At 70.7% G+C, this 16,210-nt stretch carries 15 protein-coding genes; 4 read left to right on the top strand and 11 right to left on the bottom strand.

Annotated elements, in window-relative coordinates; all coding sequences use genetic code 11:
• Positions 1–23 precede the first annotated feature (23 nt).
• Together H295_RS0113675 and H295_RS0113670 are read left to right on the top strand one after the other, a co-directional pair.
• Positions 24–1,022 carry an ABC transporter ATP-binding protein gene (locus tag H295_RS0113675; protein WP_020135902.1) on the top strand — a complete coding sequence of 333 codons (999 nt, stop codon included), beginning with the start codon at positions 24–26 and terminating at the stop codon, positions 1,020–1,022.
• On the top strand, positions 1,009–1,893 hold the full coding sequence (locus H295_RS0113670; RefSeq protein ID WP_020135901.1) for an ABC transporter permease: 885 nt from the start codon (positions 1,009–1,011) through the stop codon (positions 1,891–1,893). The genes H295_RS0113675 and H295_RS0113670 overlap by 14 nt, the downstream gene beginning before the upstream one ends.
• On the opposite strand, the gene H295_RS0113665 is transcribed toward H295_RS0113670, so the two are convergent.
• A complete protein-coding gene (locus tag H295_RS0113665; protein WP_020135900.1) occupies positions 1,883–2,473 on the bottom strand; it encodes a flavodoxin family protein in 591 nt (196 codons plus the stop codon). The genes H295_RS0113670 and H295_RS0113665 overlap by 11 nt on opposite strands.
• Before the next feature lie 145 nt (positions 2,474–2,618).
• Positions 2,619–3,080 carry a DUF6668 family protein gene (locus H295_RS0113660; protein ID WP_020135899.1) on the bottom strand — a complete coding sequence of 154 codons (462 nt, stop codon included), beginning with the start codon at positions 3,078–3,080 and terminating at the stop codon, positions 2,619–2,621.
• Between the two features lie 160 nt (positions 3,081–3,240).
• Here H295_RS0113660 and H295_RS48380 point away from each other — a divergent pair, with 160 nt between their 5' ends.
• Positions 3,241–4,911, top strand: coding sequence for a tetratricopeptide repeat protein (locus H295_RS48380; RefSeq protein ID WP_020135898.1), 1,671 nt, complete (start codon positions 3,241–3,243; stop codon positions 4,909–4,911).
• Between the two features lie 25 nt (positions 4,912–4,936).
• Here H295_RS48380 and H295_RS0113650 read toward each other — a convergent pair whose 3' ends face one another.
• The 4 genes from H295_RS0113650 to H295_RS0113635 all read right to left on the bottom strand — a co-directional run bounded on the left by H295_RS0113650 (position 4,937) and on the right by H295_RS0113635 (position 8,575).
• Complete coding sequence (locus H295_RS0113650) at positions 4,937–5,887, bottom strand: M28 family metallopeptidase (protein ID WP_020135897.1); 951 nt, start codon at positions 5,885–5,887, stop codon at positions 4,937–4,939.
• 160 nt (positions 5,888–6,047) lie between these two features.
• A complete protein-coding gene (locus H295_RS0113645) occupies positions 6,048–6,500 on the bottom strand; it encodes a VOC family protein (RefSeq protein ID WP_030327247.1) in 453 nt (150 codons plus the stop codon).
• Positions 6,501–6,538: 38 nt separating this feature from the next.
• Complete coding sequence (rarD, locus tag H295_RS0113640; protein WP_234021609.1) at positions 6,539–7,534, bottom strand: EamA family transporter RarD; 996 nt, start codon at positions 7,532–7,534, stop codon at positions 6,539–6,541.
• A 186-nt stretch (positions 7,535–7,720) separates the two neighbouring features.
• Positions 7,721–8,575 (bottom strand): SDR family oxidoreductase, encoded by an 855-nt coding sequence (locus tag H295_RS0113635; protein WP_020135894.1) that lies wholly within the window; start codon positions 8,573–8,575, stop codon positions 7,721–7,723.
• Between the two features lie 92 nt (positions 8,576–8,667).
• On the opposite strand from H295_RS0113635, the gene H295_RS0113630 reads away from it, so the two are divergent.
• A complete protein-coding gene (locus H295_RS0113630; protein ID WP_020135893.1) occupies positions 8,668–9,066 on the top strand; it encodes a winged helix-turn-helix transcriptional regulator in 399 nt (132 codons plus the stop codon).
• Positions 9,067–9,162: 96 nt separating this feature from the next.
• On the opposite strand, the gene H295_RS0113625 is transcribed toward H295_RS0113630, so the two are convergent.
• The 5 genes from H295_RS0113625 to H295_RS0113605 form a co-directional block, all read right to left on the bottom strand.
• Positions 9,163–10,242, bottom strand: coding sequence for a 2-oxoacid:ferredoxin oxidoreductase subunit beta (locus H295_RS0113625; RefSeq protein WP_020135892.1), 1,080 nt, complete (start codon positions 10,240–10,242; stop codon positions 9,163–9,165).
• Complete coding sequence (locus H295_RS0113620; protein WP_020135891.1) at positions 10,235–12,163, bottom strand: 2-oxoacid:acceptor oxidoreductase subunit alpha; 1,929 nt, start codon at positions 12,161–12,163, stop codon at positions 10,235–10,237. The genes H295_RS0113625 and H295_RS0113620 overlap by 8 nt, the downstream gene beginning before the upstream one ends.
• A gap of 237 nt (positions 12,164–12,400) precedes the next feature.
• Positions 12,401–13,060 carry a LuxR C-terminal-related transcriptional regulator gene (locus tag H295_RS0113615; protein ID WP_028809330.1) on the bottom strand — a complete coding sequence of 220 codons (660 nt, stop codon included), beginning with the start codon at positions 13,058–13,060 and terminating at the stop codon, positions 12,401–12,403.
• A gap of 306 nt (positions 13,061–13,366) precedes the next feature.
• Complete coding sequence (locus tag H295_RS0113610; RefSeq protein ID WP_020135889.1) at positions 13,367–14,710, bottom strand: sensor histidine kinase; 1,344 nt, start codon at positions 14,708–14,710, stop codon at positions 13,367–13,369.
• Between the two features lie 114 nt (positions 14,711–14,824).
• Positions 14,825–16,048, bottom strand: coding sequence for a sensor histidine kinase (locus H295_RS0113605; protein ID WP_028809329.1), 1,224 nt, complete (start codon positions 16,046–16,048; stop codon positions 14,825–14,827).
• Between the last annotated feature and the right edge of the window lie 162 nt (positions 16,049–16,210).

The following is a 16,210-nucleotide window of genomic DNA, read 5'->3' as shown; positions in this document are numbered from 1 at the left end:
AGCACGACGAATCGAGGAAGCCGATGGGCGAAGCGTCCGCCACGGAGCCGCATCCGGAGGGGCCGGACGACAGCGCTCCGCAGGGCGCCGGTGACGACGTCATCGTCACCCGCGCCCTCACCAAGCGCTACCGCGGCGGACAGCTCGCCGTGGACGGTCTCGACCTGACCGTCCCGGCGGGCAGCGTCTTCGGCTTCCTCGGCCCCAACGGCTCCGGCAAGACCACCACCATCCGCATGCTGATGGGCCTCATCGCACCGACCTCCGGCTCGGCCCGGGTCCTGGGCGGTCCGATGCCGCGTGCCTCCCGGACCGTGCTGCCGCACGTGGGCGCCCTCATCGAGGGCCCGGCCCTGTACGGCTTCCTCTCCGGCCGCGACAACCTCGTCCGCTACGACGCCGCCGACCCGACCGCCGACCCGCGCACCCGGTCCACCCGGGTGGCGGCGGCACTGGACCGGGTGGGCCTCGCCGCCGCCGCGGGCAAGAAGGCGAAGGCGTACTCGCTGGGCATGAAACAGCGCCTGGGCCTGGCGGCGGCCCTTCTCCAGCCCCGCAGACTCCTGGTCCTCGACGAGCCCACCAACGGCCTCGACCCCCAGGGCATGCGCGAGATCCGCTCCCTGGTCAGGGAACTGGCCTCCGACGGCACCACCGTCTTCCTCTCCTCCCACCTCCTCGACGAGATCGAACAGGTCTGCACCCACGTGGCCGTGATGGCCCAGGGCCGCCTGATCACCCAGGGCCCGGTGGGGGAGCTGGCGGCGGGCGCGAGGGGAAGGCTGGTGGTGACGACGCCGGACCCGGCGGAGGCGGCGCGGGTGCTGAAGGAACAGGGCGTCGGCGATGTGGTGCTGGAGGAGGACCGCGTGACGGCCGAACCCCCGGACCGCGAACTGGCCGACATCAACGCCGCGTTGGTGAAGGCGGACGTAAGGGTGCGTGGCTTCGCCCTGGAACGCGCCTCCCTGGAGGACGCCTTCGTGGCCCTGACGGGGGAGGGCTTCGATGTCGCAGGCTGAGTTGAGCGACAAGCCCCCACAAGCCGCGAGCCGCCGTACAACCTTCTACGCCACCCTCTTCCGCAACGAACTGACCACCACCTTCCGCCGCTGGCGCACCCTCGCCCTCCTCGCCGTACTCGCCGCGGTCCCGATCCTCGTAGGCATCGCGGTAAAGATCGAGACAGGCGGCGACTCCGCGTCCGGCCCCAGTGGCAACGGCCCCGCCTTCATCTCCCAGATCACCAACAACGGCCTGTTCCTGGTCTTCACCGCCCTCGCCGCGACCCTCCCCTTCTTCCTCCCCATGGCCATCGGCGTCATCGCGGGCGACGCGATCGCGGGCGAGGCCAACGCCGGCACCCTCCGCTACCTCCTGGTCGCCCCCGCCGGCCGCACCCGCCTGCTGCTGACCAAATACGCGACGGTGATGACGTTCTGCCTGGTCGCCACCCTCGTGGTCGCGACCTCGGCGCTGGCGACGGGCGCCCTCCTTTTCCCGCTGGGCGACCTCACCACGATCTCCGGAACCCGGATCACCTTCACGGAGGGACTCGGAAGGGCTCTGCTGATCGCCCTGGTGGTGGCCGCGTCACTGGTCGGCGTGGCGGCCCTGGGTCTGTTCGTCTCGACGCTCACGAACAGCGGCATCGCGGCGATGGCCACCACGGTCGGCCTGCTGATCACGGTCCAGATCCTCGACCAGATCCCCCAGCTCCACGCCCTCCAGCCGTACTTCTTCTCCCACTACTGGCTGTCCTTCGCCGACCTCATGCGGGAACCGGTCTACTGGGACGACCTGGTGAAGAACCTCGGCCTCCAGGCGCTGTACGCGGCGGTGTTCGGCTCGGCCGCGTGGGCGAGGTTCACGGCGAAGGACATCACGGCGTGAGCTGCTCGTAGGGGAACCGCGCGAGCGGGGCCTCCTGCTCGAAGAACGTCTTCGCGCGGGTGAGGGCCTCGGTGTCCTTCAGGACGTCACCGGGCTTGCTGCCGTTGCCGAGCAGCACCCCGCCGAAGCGCATCCCCATGTACGCGGCCGAGTTGTTCAGGGTGCCGACGAGCGGGTCGGCGACGTCGAACTCCTCGTGGGCCAGGGCGGTGACCCCCCACAGCGTCCGCCCCGCCATGGTCGCCTTGAAGTCGGCACCCGGGGTGCGCAGCCAGCCCGACCAGTGGTCGAGGTAGCGCTTGACGTGTGCCGAGACGGAGTACCAGTACAGCGGCGAGGCGATCACGATGTCCGTCGCCGCGAGCGTCGCGTCGAAGAGCAGTGCCGTGTGGCCGATCGTCGGACGCACATGGTCCGTGTCGTGCCGGAGGTCCTCGAAGTCGGGCAGCGGATGCGTCGCGAGGTCGATCCACTGCTGCTCGACGTCCGGGGGCAGTTGCTCGGCGGCCCGGCGGGCCAGCAGCTCGGTGTTGCCCTCGCTGCGGCTGCTGCCGAGCACGAACAGGAAGCGGCGCGTCATGAAGATCTCCCGGATGGGCGGCGTAGGAAAGTAATCGCACGTGCATTATATGTGCGTGCATTGACTTGTCCAGGGCGAGTCACGGCGAATCACGGCGAGTCACGGCGAGCCACGGCAGGGGCCGCGCGGCGGGGGCCGGGGATCGTCAGGGGGTGGCGGACCGGACGAGCCGGAGCAGGGCCTCGGTGCCGCGGGGCGGCTTGCCGCTCAGGTCGCCGAGACGCCAGTCGGACACCCAGGGCACGCGGTACACGTCGACCGCCGACTCGATCTCCTTGATCCGGCCGGCGAGGGGGCGGGGGAGGCGTCCGGGGGCGTCCGCGACGAGCACGACGGCGTCGAGGTCCAGGCCCGGCGGATGCTCTCCGTGCCGAAAGCCCTCCAGGGCGCGGTGGGCGGCGATCAGGCCGGTGGCGTGGGTCCGGGCGACGAGCAGCACGGAGGTCGGGGCGCCGGGGCCCGGCCAGGCGCGTCCGCTGTCGTGACCGCCGTAGACGCCGGCCAGGGTGGAGACGCCGGCGCCACCATGGGTACCGACCCACGCGAACCGTCTCCCGGCCGGGGTCACCGGTCCGCGGATCCAGATCTCCGGTCCCTGGTGCTGCACGTTCTCCGCCTTTCGCCGTACCCGGTGCGCATGCCCACGCCCCGACCCTGTCATCCCACCCGCACCCGGCTCCTGGAACAGGCCTGTGACATCACGGTGACGTGAGAACCGGGGGCGAGCGGAGAGACTCGACAGTACGTGCACGACCGTGAGGGATGAGATGTCTCGACTCAGCCGCGACAAGAAGCGGGACCAGCAGTGGGGGGCGACCCCGATCGACGTCCGCGTCCCGCTGACGGGCGAGTGTGCGACGGTGGCCGGAAGGACGGTCACCGCGCCGCCGGGCGAGGAACTCCACCAGGCCGTCCTGACCCACCTCCACCACCTCGCCCTCTCCACGGGCCACCCCGTCCACGCCACGGTCCACGACGCCCGCATCGGCTACGTGGTCCCCCTGGAGATCACCACGGACGGCTCCAGCCGCTTCACCGCGGAGCCGGTCCGCATGCCCCGGCACGAGGAACCGGCCCCCGAAACGCCGAAGCCCTTCGAGGCACCGTCCGGCCCGATCCTCCTCCCGACGACACCAGGGCCGGAATCCCCGCCAGGGTCCGGGACCGGGGGAGCGGGTGTTGCTCCGTCGACGGGCCGGGCGACCGAATCCTCCACCGCGCCGGCTTCGCACGATCGGGTGACAGGGGCCGGGGGAGCCCCTGCGCCGTACGACGGCGAGCCGGCCCCTTCCGCCGCGCCTGGGCGGTACGACCGCGACGAGCCCGAGCCGTCCGCCGCACCTGGGCCGTACGGCCGTGTATCCGGGGATGCCGGTGCACCCGCTTCGCACGGCCCCGTGTCCGAGCCCCTCGCCACACCCGCTGCGTACGACCGCGAGCCCGAGCCGTCCGCCGCACCTGGGCCGTACGACCGCGAGCCCGAGCGGGAGGCCGACGCCACCTTCCGGATGCGGAAGCTCTCCGTGCCCCAGCCGTCGGACGTCGAACCGGCTCCCACGCAAGTGCTACGACAAGTCCAGGACACGCGGCCGTCCAGCGCGGCGAACACCCCGGCTCCCGTCCCGGCCCCGCCCCCCGGCACCGCCGTACCCCCCACCGGCGCGTTCGGCCCGCCCCCCGTCATGGACGCGCGCCCCGCATCCGCCGCCGAGCCCCTCGCCTCCCCCCACTCCGCCTACACCCCGACGCCCCGTCCCCCGACGACCCCCGCTCCACCCCCCACCGACACCCGACCCGCCCCCCTCCCCCCGACCGACCTCACCGCCACCCCCCTGCCGTCAGCCGGCTCCACCCCCCGTTCCGCCCCCCTCCTCACCCCCGTCCCTCTCCTCGACGACCCCGACCCCCAGCCGGCCCCCGTGCGGGGGTTCGACGCGGTGGCCGAGGCCGTGATGGGGGAGGGGCTGGTCGTCGAGGACACGGCGGCGCTCGGGGAGCCCGTGGAGCGGATCAGCGCGGCCGTGCGGGAGGGGCGGACGGAGGTCGCCGCGGAGCTGGCCCAGGACGTGGTGGCCGAGGCGTCGCGGACCCTCGGCGAAGAGCACCCCGATGTACTGCGGGTGCGTGAACTCGCCGCGTACATCGCCTACTTGGGCGGCGAGCCGGAACAGGCCGCGGTGATCTCCCTCGACCTCGCCGGCATCCACCACCGCGCCGGAGACGCCGAGTCGGCCTACGGCAACGTGCAGAGCGCGGTCACCGCGTGGAAGGCCGTACGGGATCCGTCACGAGGCCTGGCCCTCGGCAGCGACCTGCTCGCGCTGTGGACGGAGATGGCCGCCGGGGAAGGCCCGGCGGCCGGTGAACCGGACAGGCTGGAGTCGGCCCGCTCCCGCATGCTCCGCCTCGCGGAACGCGCCCGGAAAGCCGACTCCTAGACCCGCACGGAACCAGGAGGCCCTGTTACTGGGACAACCCCCACACCGCGTACGCCACCGCGTCACTGTTGCGGTCCAGCGCGGTGTCGTCGATGTTGGCCGTCGTGTCGCACGACGAGTGGTAGCAGCGGTCGAAGGCCCGCCCCGAGGTCCCGCCCCACTTGGCCGCCTGCGCCGCCGTCTTGATGTAGTCCGCCCCGCTGAACAGTCCGCCCACCGGAACGCCCGCGTTCTTGAAGGGCGCGTGGTCGGAGCGGCCGTCGCCCTCGGTCTCGATCTCGGTCGGGACGCCGATGCCGGCGTAGTACTCCTTGAAGGTCTTCTCGATGCCCGGGTCGTCGTCGTAGACGAAGTAACCCGGGTTCGGCGAGCCGATCATGTCGAAGTTGAGGTAGCCGCTGATCTTCGAGCGGTTCGCCGTCGACAGGCTGTTGACGTAGTACTTGGACCCCACCATGCCGAGTTCCTCCGCTCCCCACCACGCGAACCGCAGGTGCTTGGTGGGGTGGAAGCCCGCCCGGGACACCGCCAGCGCGGTCTCGAGGACGGCCGCCGAACCGGAGCCGTTGTCGTTGATGCCCGCGCCCGCCGTCACGCTGTCGAGGTGCGAGCCGGACATCACCACCTGGTTGGTGTCGCCGCCGGGCCAGTCGGCGATCAGGTTGTACCCGGTGCGGCTCGAGGACGTGAACTGCTGGACGGTCGTGGTGAATCCGGCGGCGTCCAGCTTGGCCTTCACATAGTCGAGCGAGGCCTTGTAACCGGTGCGGCCGTGCGCGCGGTTGCCGCCGTTGGCGGTGGCGATGGACTGGAGCTGGGTCAGGTGCGCCTTCACGTTGGCCACCGGGATGTCCGGGGCCGCGGCCACCGCGGATGTTCCCGCGGGGGCCGCGCCGGCTATGGATCCGCCGGCCAGGAGGGAGACGGTGGCGGCGACGGCGGTGGCCGTGACGCGCCCGGGAACCGAGAGCTTCATGTGGGGGGCTCCGAATTCCATGGGAGTCCCTGACGTCACAGGAACTCCACAGCGAATGGTGCCTGGATGGTGAAGCTGATGTTGACTCACCGTCAAGGGCGGTATTCGGTCACGGAGTTCGGACACCGGTTCGCCGGGCGGGAACGCGAACGTGAACGCCTCAGTGGACGCAGAACTCGTTCCCCTCCGGGTCCTGCATGACGACCCAGGCCCCCGAGGGCCCGCTCACCTCGTTCAGCACGCTCGCCCCGAGCCCCGTCAGCCGCTCCACCTCGGCCGCCCGTCTGCCCTCCCCGGGATGCAGGTCCAGATGGAGCCGGTTCTTGACGGTCTTCGGCTCCGGCACCCGCTGGAAGAGCAGCCGCCGCCCCAGACCGGTACCGCTGTCCTTGTCGTACGGATCGTCCGGGTGCCGTACAGCGACCAGGTCCCGGAAGGCCAGCCGGGCGTGGTACTCCACGGTGGCCTCACGCGGCAGGGCACCGAGCTCCAGCAGCCGCTGGATCAGGGCGTCGTTGTCCTCGCTCTCGTAGTGCAGCGCGGCGGCCCAGAAGTCGGCCTGGGCGTGCGGGTCCTCGGCGTCGATCACGACTTTCCAGTGCACGGGTGTCATACCGTCACTTATAGCGGTGCCCACTGACACCGCCCCCGCTACGGCCTCGCGGCGGGCGAGTCCAGGACCTCCGGACCCGAGGCCGCGACCTCCGGACCCGAGGCCGCGACCTGCGGACCTGAGGCCGGGCTCTCCGGACCCGAGGCCGGGCTCTCCGCCCTCGGCCCGGCACCGACCAGGGCGCCGGGCCTCGCGCTCTCCCTCCTGAGCGTCCGCGCGGTGCGCAGGGCGTTCCAGGTGAGCAGCGTCAGCGCCAGCCAGACCAGCGCGAACCCAGCCCAGCGCTCGGGCGGCATCGCCTCGTGGAAGTAGAGGATGCCGAGCAGGAACTGGAAGACCGGGGCCATGTACTGGAGCAGCCCCAGGGTGGACAGCGGCACGCGGATCGCGGCGGCGCCGAAGCAGACCAGGGGGAGCGCGGTGACGATGCCGGTGGAGGCGAGCAGCGCCGCGTGTCCGGGGCCCTCGGTGGAGAAGCTGAGCTCGTCCCGGCTGCTCAGCCACAGCAGATAGCCGAGCGCGGGCAGGAACTGGATCGCGGTCTCGGCGGCCAGCGACTCCACGCCCCCGAGGTTGACCTTCTTCTTGACCAGGCCGTAGGTGGCGAAGGAGAAGGCGAGCGTGAGGGAGATCCACGGCGGCCGCCCGTACCCGATCGTCAGGACCAGCACCGCGGCGGCACCGACCCCGACCGCCGCCCACTGCACGCGCCGTAGCCGTTCCTTGAGCAGCAGCACGCCCATCGCGATGGTGACGAGGGGGTTGATGAAGTACCCGAGCGAGGCCTCGACCACATGGCCGGAGTTCACGGCCCAGATGTAGACGCCCCAGTTCACGGTGATCACGGCGGCGGCCACGGTGATCAGCGCCAGTCTGCGCGGCTGCCGCAGCAGCTCACCGGCCCAGGCCCAGCGCCGTACGAAAACGAGCGCGACGGCGACGAAGGCGAGCGACCACACCATCCGGTGGGCCAGGATCTCGCCGGCCCCGGCGGGCTTGAGGAGCGGCCAGAACAGGGGCACAAGCCCCCACATGCCGTACGCGGCGAAGCCGTTCAGCAGACCTATGTGCCGCTCGCCTCTCGACTTCACGGGACCCTCCTCGTCGCACTCTCCTCGCCTGCACGAAGGTAACGCCGAGCACCCCCGCCTGTCATGCCCGTATCGCCATACGGTCATGACAGGCGGGGGGTGGAGTGCCGCGGACCCGCCGGGAGGGGGTCAGCCCTTGAGCGCGGCCTCGATCGACGTGGCGATCGGGGTGGTCGGGCGGCCGGTCAGGCGGGAGAGGTCACCGGAGGTGACGACCAGCTCGCCCTTCTCGATGGAGGCGTCGACCCCGGCGAGGACCGCGGCGAAGGGGGCGGGCAGCCCGGCACCGGTCAGGATCTCGGTGTAGGCCTCGACGGGGACGGCGTTGTAGGCGATCTCCTTGCCGGTCTGCTTGCTGAGCTCGGCCGCGTACTCGGCGAAGCTCCAGGCCTCGTCGCCGCCGAGCTCGTACGTCGAGTTCTCGTGACCCTCACCGGTCAGGACGGCCACGGCGGCGGCCGCGTAGTCGGCGCGCGAGGCGGAGGAGACGCGACCGTCACCGGCGGCCTGGACGACCGCGTTGTACTCCAGGACGGGGGCGAGGTTCTCGGTGTAGTTCTCGTTGTACCAGCCGTTGCGCAGCAGCGAGTAGGGCAGGCCGGAGGCGAGCAGGGCCTCCTCGGTGGCCCGGTGGTCGTCGGCGAGCGCGGCGCTCAGGGGGCCGGGGGCGCTGGTGTACGCGAGGAGGGCCACGCCCGCGGCCTTGGCGGCGTCGATGACGACCTGGTGCTGGGCCGGGCGGCCCTTGTCGAACTCGTTGCCGGAGATCAGCAGCACCTTGTCGCCGGCCGCGAAGACGGTGTCGAAGGTCTCGGGGCTGTTGTAGTCGGCGACGGCTATCTTCACGCCCTTCGCCGCGAAGTCGGCGGCCTTCTCCGGGCTGCGGACGACGGCGGTGACCTGCTCGGCGGGAACCTTCTCCAGCAGCTGCTCCACGACGTGACGGCCGAGGTGTCCGGTGGCTCCGGTGACGACGATGCTCATGGTCTGCGATCTCCTTGTGGGGTGCGGTTGGCACTAACCCTAGGGGAGGCGCTAACTCTGCGAAAGTACCCACTTTGAAGTAAGGTACTTGCATGTCGGTAAGTACGGAGAACCTCCTCCCGGAGGTCACGGCGGCGCAGGGCGAGGCGATGTGCCCCCACCGCCTCGTCCTGGAACACGTGACCAGCCGCTGGGGCGTCCTGGTCCTGTTGCAGCTCCTCGACCGCCCCTACCGCTTCAGCGAGCTCCGCAGGGCGATCGGCCGCGTCAGCGAGAAGATGCTGACGCAGACCCTCCAGACCCTGGAGCGGGACGGCCTGGTCCACCGCGACGCCAAGCCCGTGATCCCCCCGAGAGTCGACTACTCCCTCACCGGCCTGGGCCGCGAGGCAGCGGAACAGGTACGGGGCCTGGCGGAGTGGACGGCGAGGCGGATGGACGCGGTGCAGGAGGCGCGGGAGAGGTACGACACGGCCAAGAAGCAGCCCTGACCCCACCGCCTGCGGGAACGCCGAAGGGCCCGGACGCCGAGAAGCGTCCGAGCCCTTCCTGTGTGCGTACGCCGGGTCCTGTGCGCGTGCGGCGGGTCAGCCCACCACCGTCCAGGTGTCCCCACCCGCCAGCAGCGCCCCCAGATCCCCCTTGCCGTTCTGCTCGATGGCCGTATCCAACTGGTCCGCCATCTGCGTGTCGTACACCGGCCGGTCCACCGAGCGCAGAACGCCGATCGGGGTGTGGTGGAGCGTGTCCGGGTCGGCCAGGCGGGACAGGGCGAAAGCGGTCGTCGGAGACGATGCATGCGCGTCGTGGACGAGGATCTGCGCCTCGTTCGACGGTGTCACCGGCACCACCTTCAGGTCACCCGTCGCCGCGTCCCGGACCACTCCCTTGGACAGGTCCGCGCCGAAGCGGATCGGCTGCCCGTGCTCCAGGCGGATCACCGCCTCCTCGGCCTGCTGGTTGTCCTTGAGGGCCTCGAAGGCTCCGTCGTTGAAGATGTTGCAGTTCTGGTAGATCTCGATCAGGGCCGTGCCGGAGTGGGCGGCGGCCGCCCGCAGCACCGACGTGAGGTGCTTGCGGTCCGAGTCGACCGTGCGGGCCACGAAGGACGCCTCCGCGCCGATCGCCAGGGACACCGGGTTGAACGGTGCGTCCAGCGACCCCATCGGCGTCGACTTCGTGATCTTGCCGACCTCGGAGGTGGGGGAGTACTGCCCCTTCGTCAGGCCGTAGATCCGGTTGTTGAACAGCAGGATCTTCAGGTTGACGTTGCGGCGCAGGGCGTGGATCAGGTGGTTGCCGCCGATCGACAGCGCGTCCCCGTCCCCCGTCACCACCCACACCGACAGATCCCGGCGCGAGGCGGCGAGGCCCGTCGCGATCGCCGGCGCCCGACCGTGGATCGAGTGCATGCCGTACGTGTTCATGTAGTACGGGAACCGCGACGAGCAGCCGATGCCCGAGACGAAGACGATGTTCTCCTTGGCCAGCCCCAGCTCCGGCATGAAGCCCTGGACCGCCGCGAGGATCGCGTAGTCACCGCAGCCGGGGCACCAGCGGACCTCCTGGTCGCTCTTGAAGTCCTTCATGCTCTGGCGCCCCTCGGCCTTGGGGACCAGCGAGAGTGCCTCGATCGTGCCCGAGCCTTCCGTGGACGTCTCAGCCATCGATGGCCTCCTTGAGAGCCGTGGCGAGCTGTTCGGCCTTGAACGGCATGCCGTTGACCTGGTTGTAGCTGTGCGCGTCGACCAGGTACTTCGCCCGCACCAGCGTGGCGAGCTGCCCGAGGTTCATCTCGGGGATCACGACCTTGTCGTACGCCTTCAGCACCGCGCCCAGGTTGCGCGGGAAGGGGTTGAGGTGGCGCAGATGGGCCTGCGCGATCGACTCACCGGCTGTCCGCAGCCGCCGTACCGCCGCCGTGATGGGCCCGTACGTCGACCCCCAGCCCAGGACCAGCGTGCGCGCCTCGTGCGGGTCGTCGACCTCGAGATCCGGTACGTCGATCCCGTCGATCTTGGCCTGGCGGGTGCGGACCATGAAGTCGTGGTTGGCCGGGGCGTAGGAGATGTTGCCGGTCCCGTCCTCCTTCTCGATGCCGCCGATGCGGTGTTCGAGGCCGGGGGTGCCGGGCACCGCCCAGGGGCGGGCCAGGGTCTGCGGGTCCCGCTTGTAGGGCCAGAAGACCTCGGTGCCGTCGTCCAGGGTGTGATTCGGGCCCTGCGCGAACTGCACGGTCAGATCCGGGAGTTCGTCCAGCTCCGGGATCCGCCAGGGCTCGGAGCCGTTGGCCAGGTAGCCGTCCGAGAGCAGCATCACCGGCGTGCGGTACGTCAGCGCGATCCGGGCCGCCTCCAGAGCCGCGTCGAAGCAGTCGGCCGGGGTGCGGGGGGCGACGATCGGCACCGGCGCCTCGCCGTTGCGCCCGAACATCGCCTGGAGGAGGTCCGCCTGCTCGGTCTTGGTCGGCAGCCCGGTCGACGGACCGCCGCGCTGGATGTCGATCACCAGGAGCGGCAGCTCCAGGGAGACGGCGAGGCCGATGGTCTCCGACTTCAGCGCCACACCGGGGCCGCTCGTGGTGGTGACGGCCAGCGACCCGCCGAAGGCCGCCCCCAGCGCCGCGCCGATGCCCGCGATCTCGTCCTCGGCCTGGAAGGTCCGGACGCCGAAGTTCTTGTGCTTGCTCAGCTCGTGCAGGATGTCCGAGGCCGGGGTGATCGGGTACGAGCCCAGGAACAGCGGCAGGTCCGCCTGGCGGGACGCGGCGACCAGCCCGTAGGACAGCGCGAGGTTCCCGGAGATGTTGCGGTAGGTGCCGACCGGGAAGGCCTTGGTGGCGGGCGCGATCTCGTAGGAGACCGCGAAGTCCTCGGTGGTCTCACCGAAGTTCCAGCCCGCCCGGTAGGCCGCCAGGTTCGCCTCGGCGATCTCCGGCTTCTTCGCGAACTTGGTCCGCAGGAACTTCTCCGTGCCCTCGGTGGGCCGGTGGTACATCCACGACAGGAGGCCGAGCGCGAACATGTTCTTGCTGCGCTCGGCCTCCTTGCGGCTGAGGTCGAAATCCTTGAGTGCCTCGACGGTCAGCGTGGTCAGAGGGACGGGATGAAGGCTGTAGCCGTCGAGGGAACCGTCTTCCAAGGGGCTCTGCGCATACCCCACTTTCTGCATCGCCCGTTTGGTGAACTCGTCCGTGTTGACGATGATCTCCGCGCCGCGCGGCAGATCGGCGATGTTCGCCTTGAGGGCGGCCGGGTTCATGGCCACGAGCACGTTCGGCGCGTCACCCGGCGTGAGGATGTCGTGGTCGGCGAAGTGCAGCTGGAAGGATGACACGCCCGGCAGGGTCCCGGCAGGGGCCCGGATCTCGGCGGGGAAGTTGGGAAGGGTGGACAGGTCGTTGCCGAAGGACGCCGTTTCCGAGGTGAAACGGTCACCGGTGAGCTGCATACCGTCACCGGAGTCCCCCGCGAAACGAATGATCACCCGGTCGAGACGGCGGACATCCTTCGCGCCCGGCTCTTTGCGCTGCTCTCCCACGACGGTTTCGTCGGCCTGTTCCGCTGGGCTGCTGACCTGGCTGGTCACTGAACTGGACCTCCCTCGAGGCGGCTGTTCGGGAGCGGCCTTCCCGCAGGCCTTCCCTGGATCAACCCTACGACCGTGGGGTTCTCTTCCCTCGGCCATTCGCATGATGGACGTGGTTTTGAGACGATACGGCGCCCTGACTTGTCACCATTTGCTCGACCTCCGACGCTTCCCTGAAGACGCTCCCTCACGTCCCGCGGTTCTGGTTCCGCCAGTTTCTGACACAGTGTCAGGAGCTCATGAGTTCAGATAGGTGAGCACGGCCAGCACCCGCCGGTGGTCCCCGTCGCTCGGGGACAGTCCGAGCTTCAGGAAGATGTTGCTCACGTGCTTCTCCACGGCCCCGTCGCTGACGACCAGCTGGCGGGCGATCGCGGAGTTGGTCCGCCCCTCGGCCATGAGCCCGAGGACCTCCCGCTCCCGGGGCGTGAGATGGGCGAGCACGTCCTGCTTACGGCTGCGTCCCAGCAGCTGGGCGACCACCTCGGGGTCGAGAGCGGTACCGCCCTGGGCGACCCGCACCACCGCGTCCACGAACTCACGCACCTCCGCGACCCGGTCCTTGAGCAGGTACCCCACCCCACGGCTGGACCCGGCCAGCAGCTCGGTGGCGTACCGCTCCTCCACGTACTGCGACAGGACGAGTACCCCGAGCCCGGGATGTGTCTTGCGCAGTTGCACGGCGGCTCGCACACCTTCGTCGGTGTGTGTCGGAGGCATCCGCACATCGGCGACCACCACGTCGGGCAGCTCGCCCTGGTCGGCCAGCTCGCCGATGGTCTTGACCAGCGCGTCACCGTCCCCCACACCGGCCACGACGTCGTGCCCGCGGTCGGTCAGCAACCGGGTCAGGCCCTCCCTCAGCAGCACCGAATCCTCGGCGATGACCACCCGCACCCTGTCCTCCACGACCTTCGGCCCCCCAGCCCACTGCCTGCCCGTCCACTGAACAGGTCCAGCATTCCAGCATTCGGATGCGGAGGGGGGTGGGCAACGGGATTAGGGGCCCCTTATTCGAAAATCGAACGGACCGCGCATCCGGAACGCCGGTCCAGGCCCTGTCAGCCTGTCCGGCGTTCGAGGACGAGGCCCCTTCAGGGCCGACGGGGGTCTGGGGGCGGAGCCGCCAGGGTGCGGGGTGCGGGGGCGGCGGGAGGCGAACCCCCGGGGCGAACCCCCACCGCCCCCGTCACGCACAACCCGTCACACCCGATCCCCCCGCCACGGCAGCTCCGCGGTCACCCGAGTGGGCCCCCCGGCCGGCGAGTCCACCACCAGGATCCCGTCCACCGCGTCCAGCCGCTCCGCGAGCCCCGCAAGCCCGGACCCCGCGGACACGTCGGCCCCGCCCACCCCGTTGTCCACCACCTGGAGCAGCAGCCGGTCCTCCACCCGCCACACGTCAACCGCCGCCCCCGTGGCCCGTGCGTGCTTGCTGACGTTCTGCAACAGCTCCGACACCGTGAAGTACGCGATCCCCTCGATCGCCGGCGCCGGCCGCGACGGCAGGTCCACCTCCACCTGCACCGGAACCGTGCAGCGCGAGGCCACCGAGGACAGCGCCGCATCCAGCCCCCGGTCCGTCAGCACGGCGGGATGGATCCCCCGTGCCAGATCCCGCAGCTCCTGAAGCGCCGTCTTCACCTCACCGTGCGCCTCGTCCACCATCCGCGCCGCCGCCTGCGGATCCTCCGTGAGCTTCTCCTTCGCGAGCCCCAGGTCCATCGCCAGCGCCACCAGCCGGGCCTGCGCACCGTCGTGCAGATCGCGTTCGATCCGCCGCAGATCGGCGGCCGCCGTGTCCACCACGACCCCCCGGTCCGACTCCAGCTCCACCACCCGCGCCGACAGCCGGGTCGGCCCCAGCAGCCCGTGCACCATCACCCGGTCCACCGTCGTCAGCGCCCGTACGATCCACGGCGTGGCCAGCGTGAACAACAGCCCCACCAGCGCGGTCACCCCGATCTCGAACGGGTTGTCCAGGTAGACGCTGTGGGTCTGGTCGCCGTACAGCTGAAGCCCGTCCTGACCGGCGTACGCCGGGAAGACCCAGAACCACAGCGGATACGTCAGCAGCGCCCAGCCGTACACCCAGAAGTTCACCGCGACGACGAACGAGAACAGCGCCCACGGCAGGTGCAGCACGGAGTACAGCAGCGTCCGCCAGGACGTGCCGCTCTTGAGCACCGCCCCGATCCACGCCATGAACCCGGAGCCCCGCGTCCGGAGCGGCTCCGGGTCCGCGACCTCCAGGCCCAGCAGGCCCCGCGCCCGGGCCCGCTCCAGCGCCCCGAGCCCACGGCACCCGGCGAGCCCCGCCGCGAAGACCGGGATGCCGAGGAAGGTCACGAGCAGTCCGGCGCCCAGCGAGACCATCGTGACGGCGTAGGTGAACATCAGGATGCTGATCGGCAGGCTCAGCAGCACATAGCCGAACTCCCGCCAGGTCCGCCCCTCGAACGGCGCCCGCAGCCCCGCCGGCACCCGGTGCCGCCGAACCGTCTCGGGGAACCCGAGCCCACTGTCGTACCCGTAGTCCGTGGCCATCGACGTCGTCCTTCTTCTCTCGCCCGAGCATGTGGTGTCGTCCTGGTTCCACCCTGCTGCGCCGCAGGTCGACGGACCATGGAGGCCGTCGGCGTCTTGGAAGGGGGGTTTTCCCTACCTCTCGCCCGGCGCCCGGTCCCGCCACGGCAGCTCCGCCGTGACGACCGTCGGCCCGCCCGGCGGCGAGTCGATGACGAACAGCCCGTCGACCGCGTCCAGTCGCTCCGCAAGGCCCCGCATACCGGTGCCGCCGTCGAGCCGGGCCCCGCCGCGGCCGTCGTCCCACACCTGGATGAGCAGCCGGTTCTCCGCCCGCCACACGTCGACCGACGCCGACCGCGCCCCGCTGTGCTTGCTGATGTTCTGGAGCAGCTCCGAGACGGTGAAGTAGGCGATCCCCTCGATCGCCTGGACCGGCCGCGCGTCCAGGTCGGCGGTCACCTTCACCGGCACCGTGCAGCGCGAGGCGACCGAGGACAGGGCGGCGTCGAGCCCGCGGTCGGTCAGTACGGCGGGATGGATGCCCCGCGCCAGATCCCGCAGCTCCTGGAGCGCCAGCTTCACCTCACCGTGCGCCTCCGCGACCATCGCCTGCGCGTACTCCGGGTCCTCCAGGAGCTTCTCCTTCGCGAGACCGAGCCCCATGGCCAGGTTCACCAGCCGGGCCTGCGCCCCGTCGTGCAGATCGCGCTCGATCCGCCGCAGATCGGCGGCGGCCGTGTCGACCACGACCCCGCGGTCCGACTCCAGTTCCGCGATACGGCGTTCCAGCTCGTCGGAGGGCGACAGAAGTCCCCGCACCATCGCCCGGTCCACGTTGGCGAGGCCCCGGGCGATGAACGGCAGCACCGGCCACAGCACGAACAGCGACGTCAGCGTGATCGTGAAGGTCAGCACGCCCCACGGCAGCCGGATGAAGTCGTACAGCACCGTCCGCCAGCCCACGGGGTCCTTCAAACCCATCCACAGCTGGGCGAAGAAGCCGTTGCCGCCGTTCCCGGTGCGCCACGGCAGCCGGCTCGGCTCGTCCACCCGCACGCCCAGCAGCGCCCGGGCCCGCGCCCGCTCCAGCTTGCCGAGCTGCCGCGCGCCCAGCAGACCGGCCGCCAGCAGCGGGAATCCGATCACCGTCACGGTCAGCCAGAAACCGGTGAACAGCACCGTCACGACGTAGACGAATCCGAAGACCGACACGGGCAGGTTGGCCAGAAGGTGCGCGATCTCCTTCCACGTGTGCACGTCGTAGGCGAGACGGGCCGGCGGCGGCCGGCCGTCGTCGGTTCCGCCGTCTCTGCCGGTGGTCACGGCACGGCTCGGGGACGATTGGCGTTCGGTCATATGCGCTAGCGTGCCGGGCGAGAGGCCCGTGCGCCATGAGGTGGACCGCCGCGAGGTGCTGGGGAAAACCCCACCCCCTCCCCTTCCAGGGGTGACGGGCTGCTTACCGCGCCTTTACGAGGGCCTAGACTCCCGTGCGTACAGATCGTCGAACAGCGGTGT

Origin of the sequence: Streptomyces sp. 351MFTsu5.1 (assembly GCF_000383655.1) — a bacterium.
Lineage (GTDB): Bacteria > Actinomycetota > Actinomycetes > Streptomycetales > Streptomycetaceae > Streptomyces > Streptomyces griseorubiginosus.
This window is presented reverse-complemented; position numbering and strand designations above follow the sequence as displayed.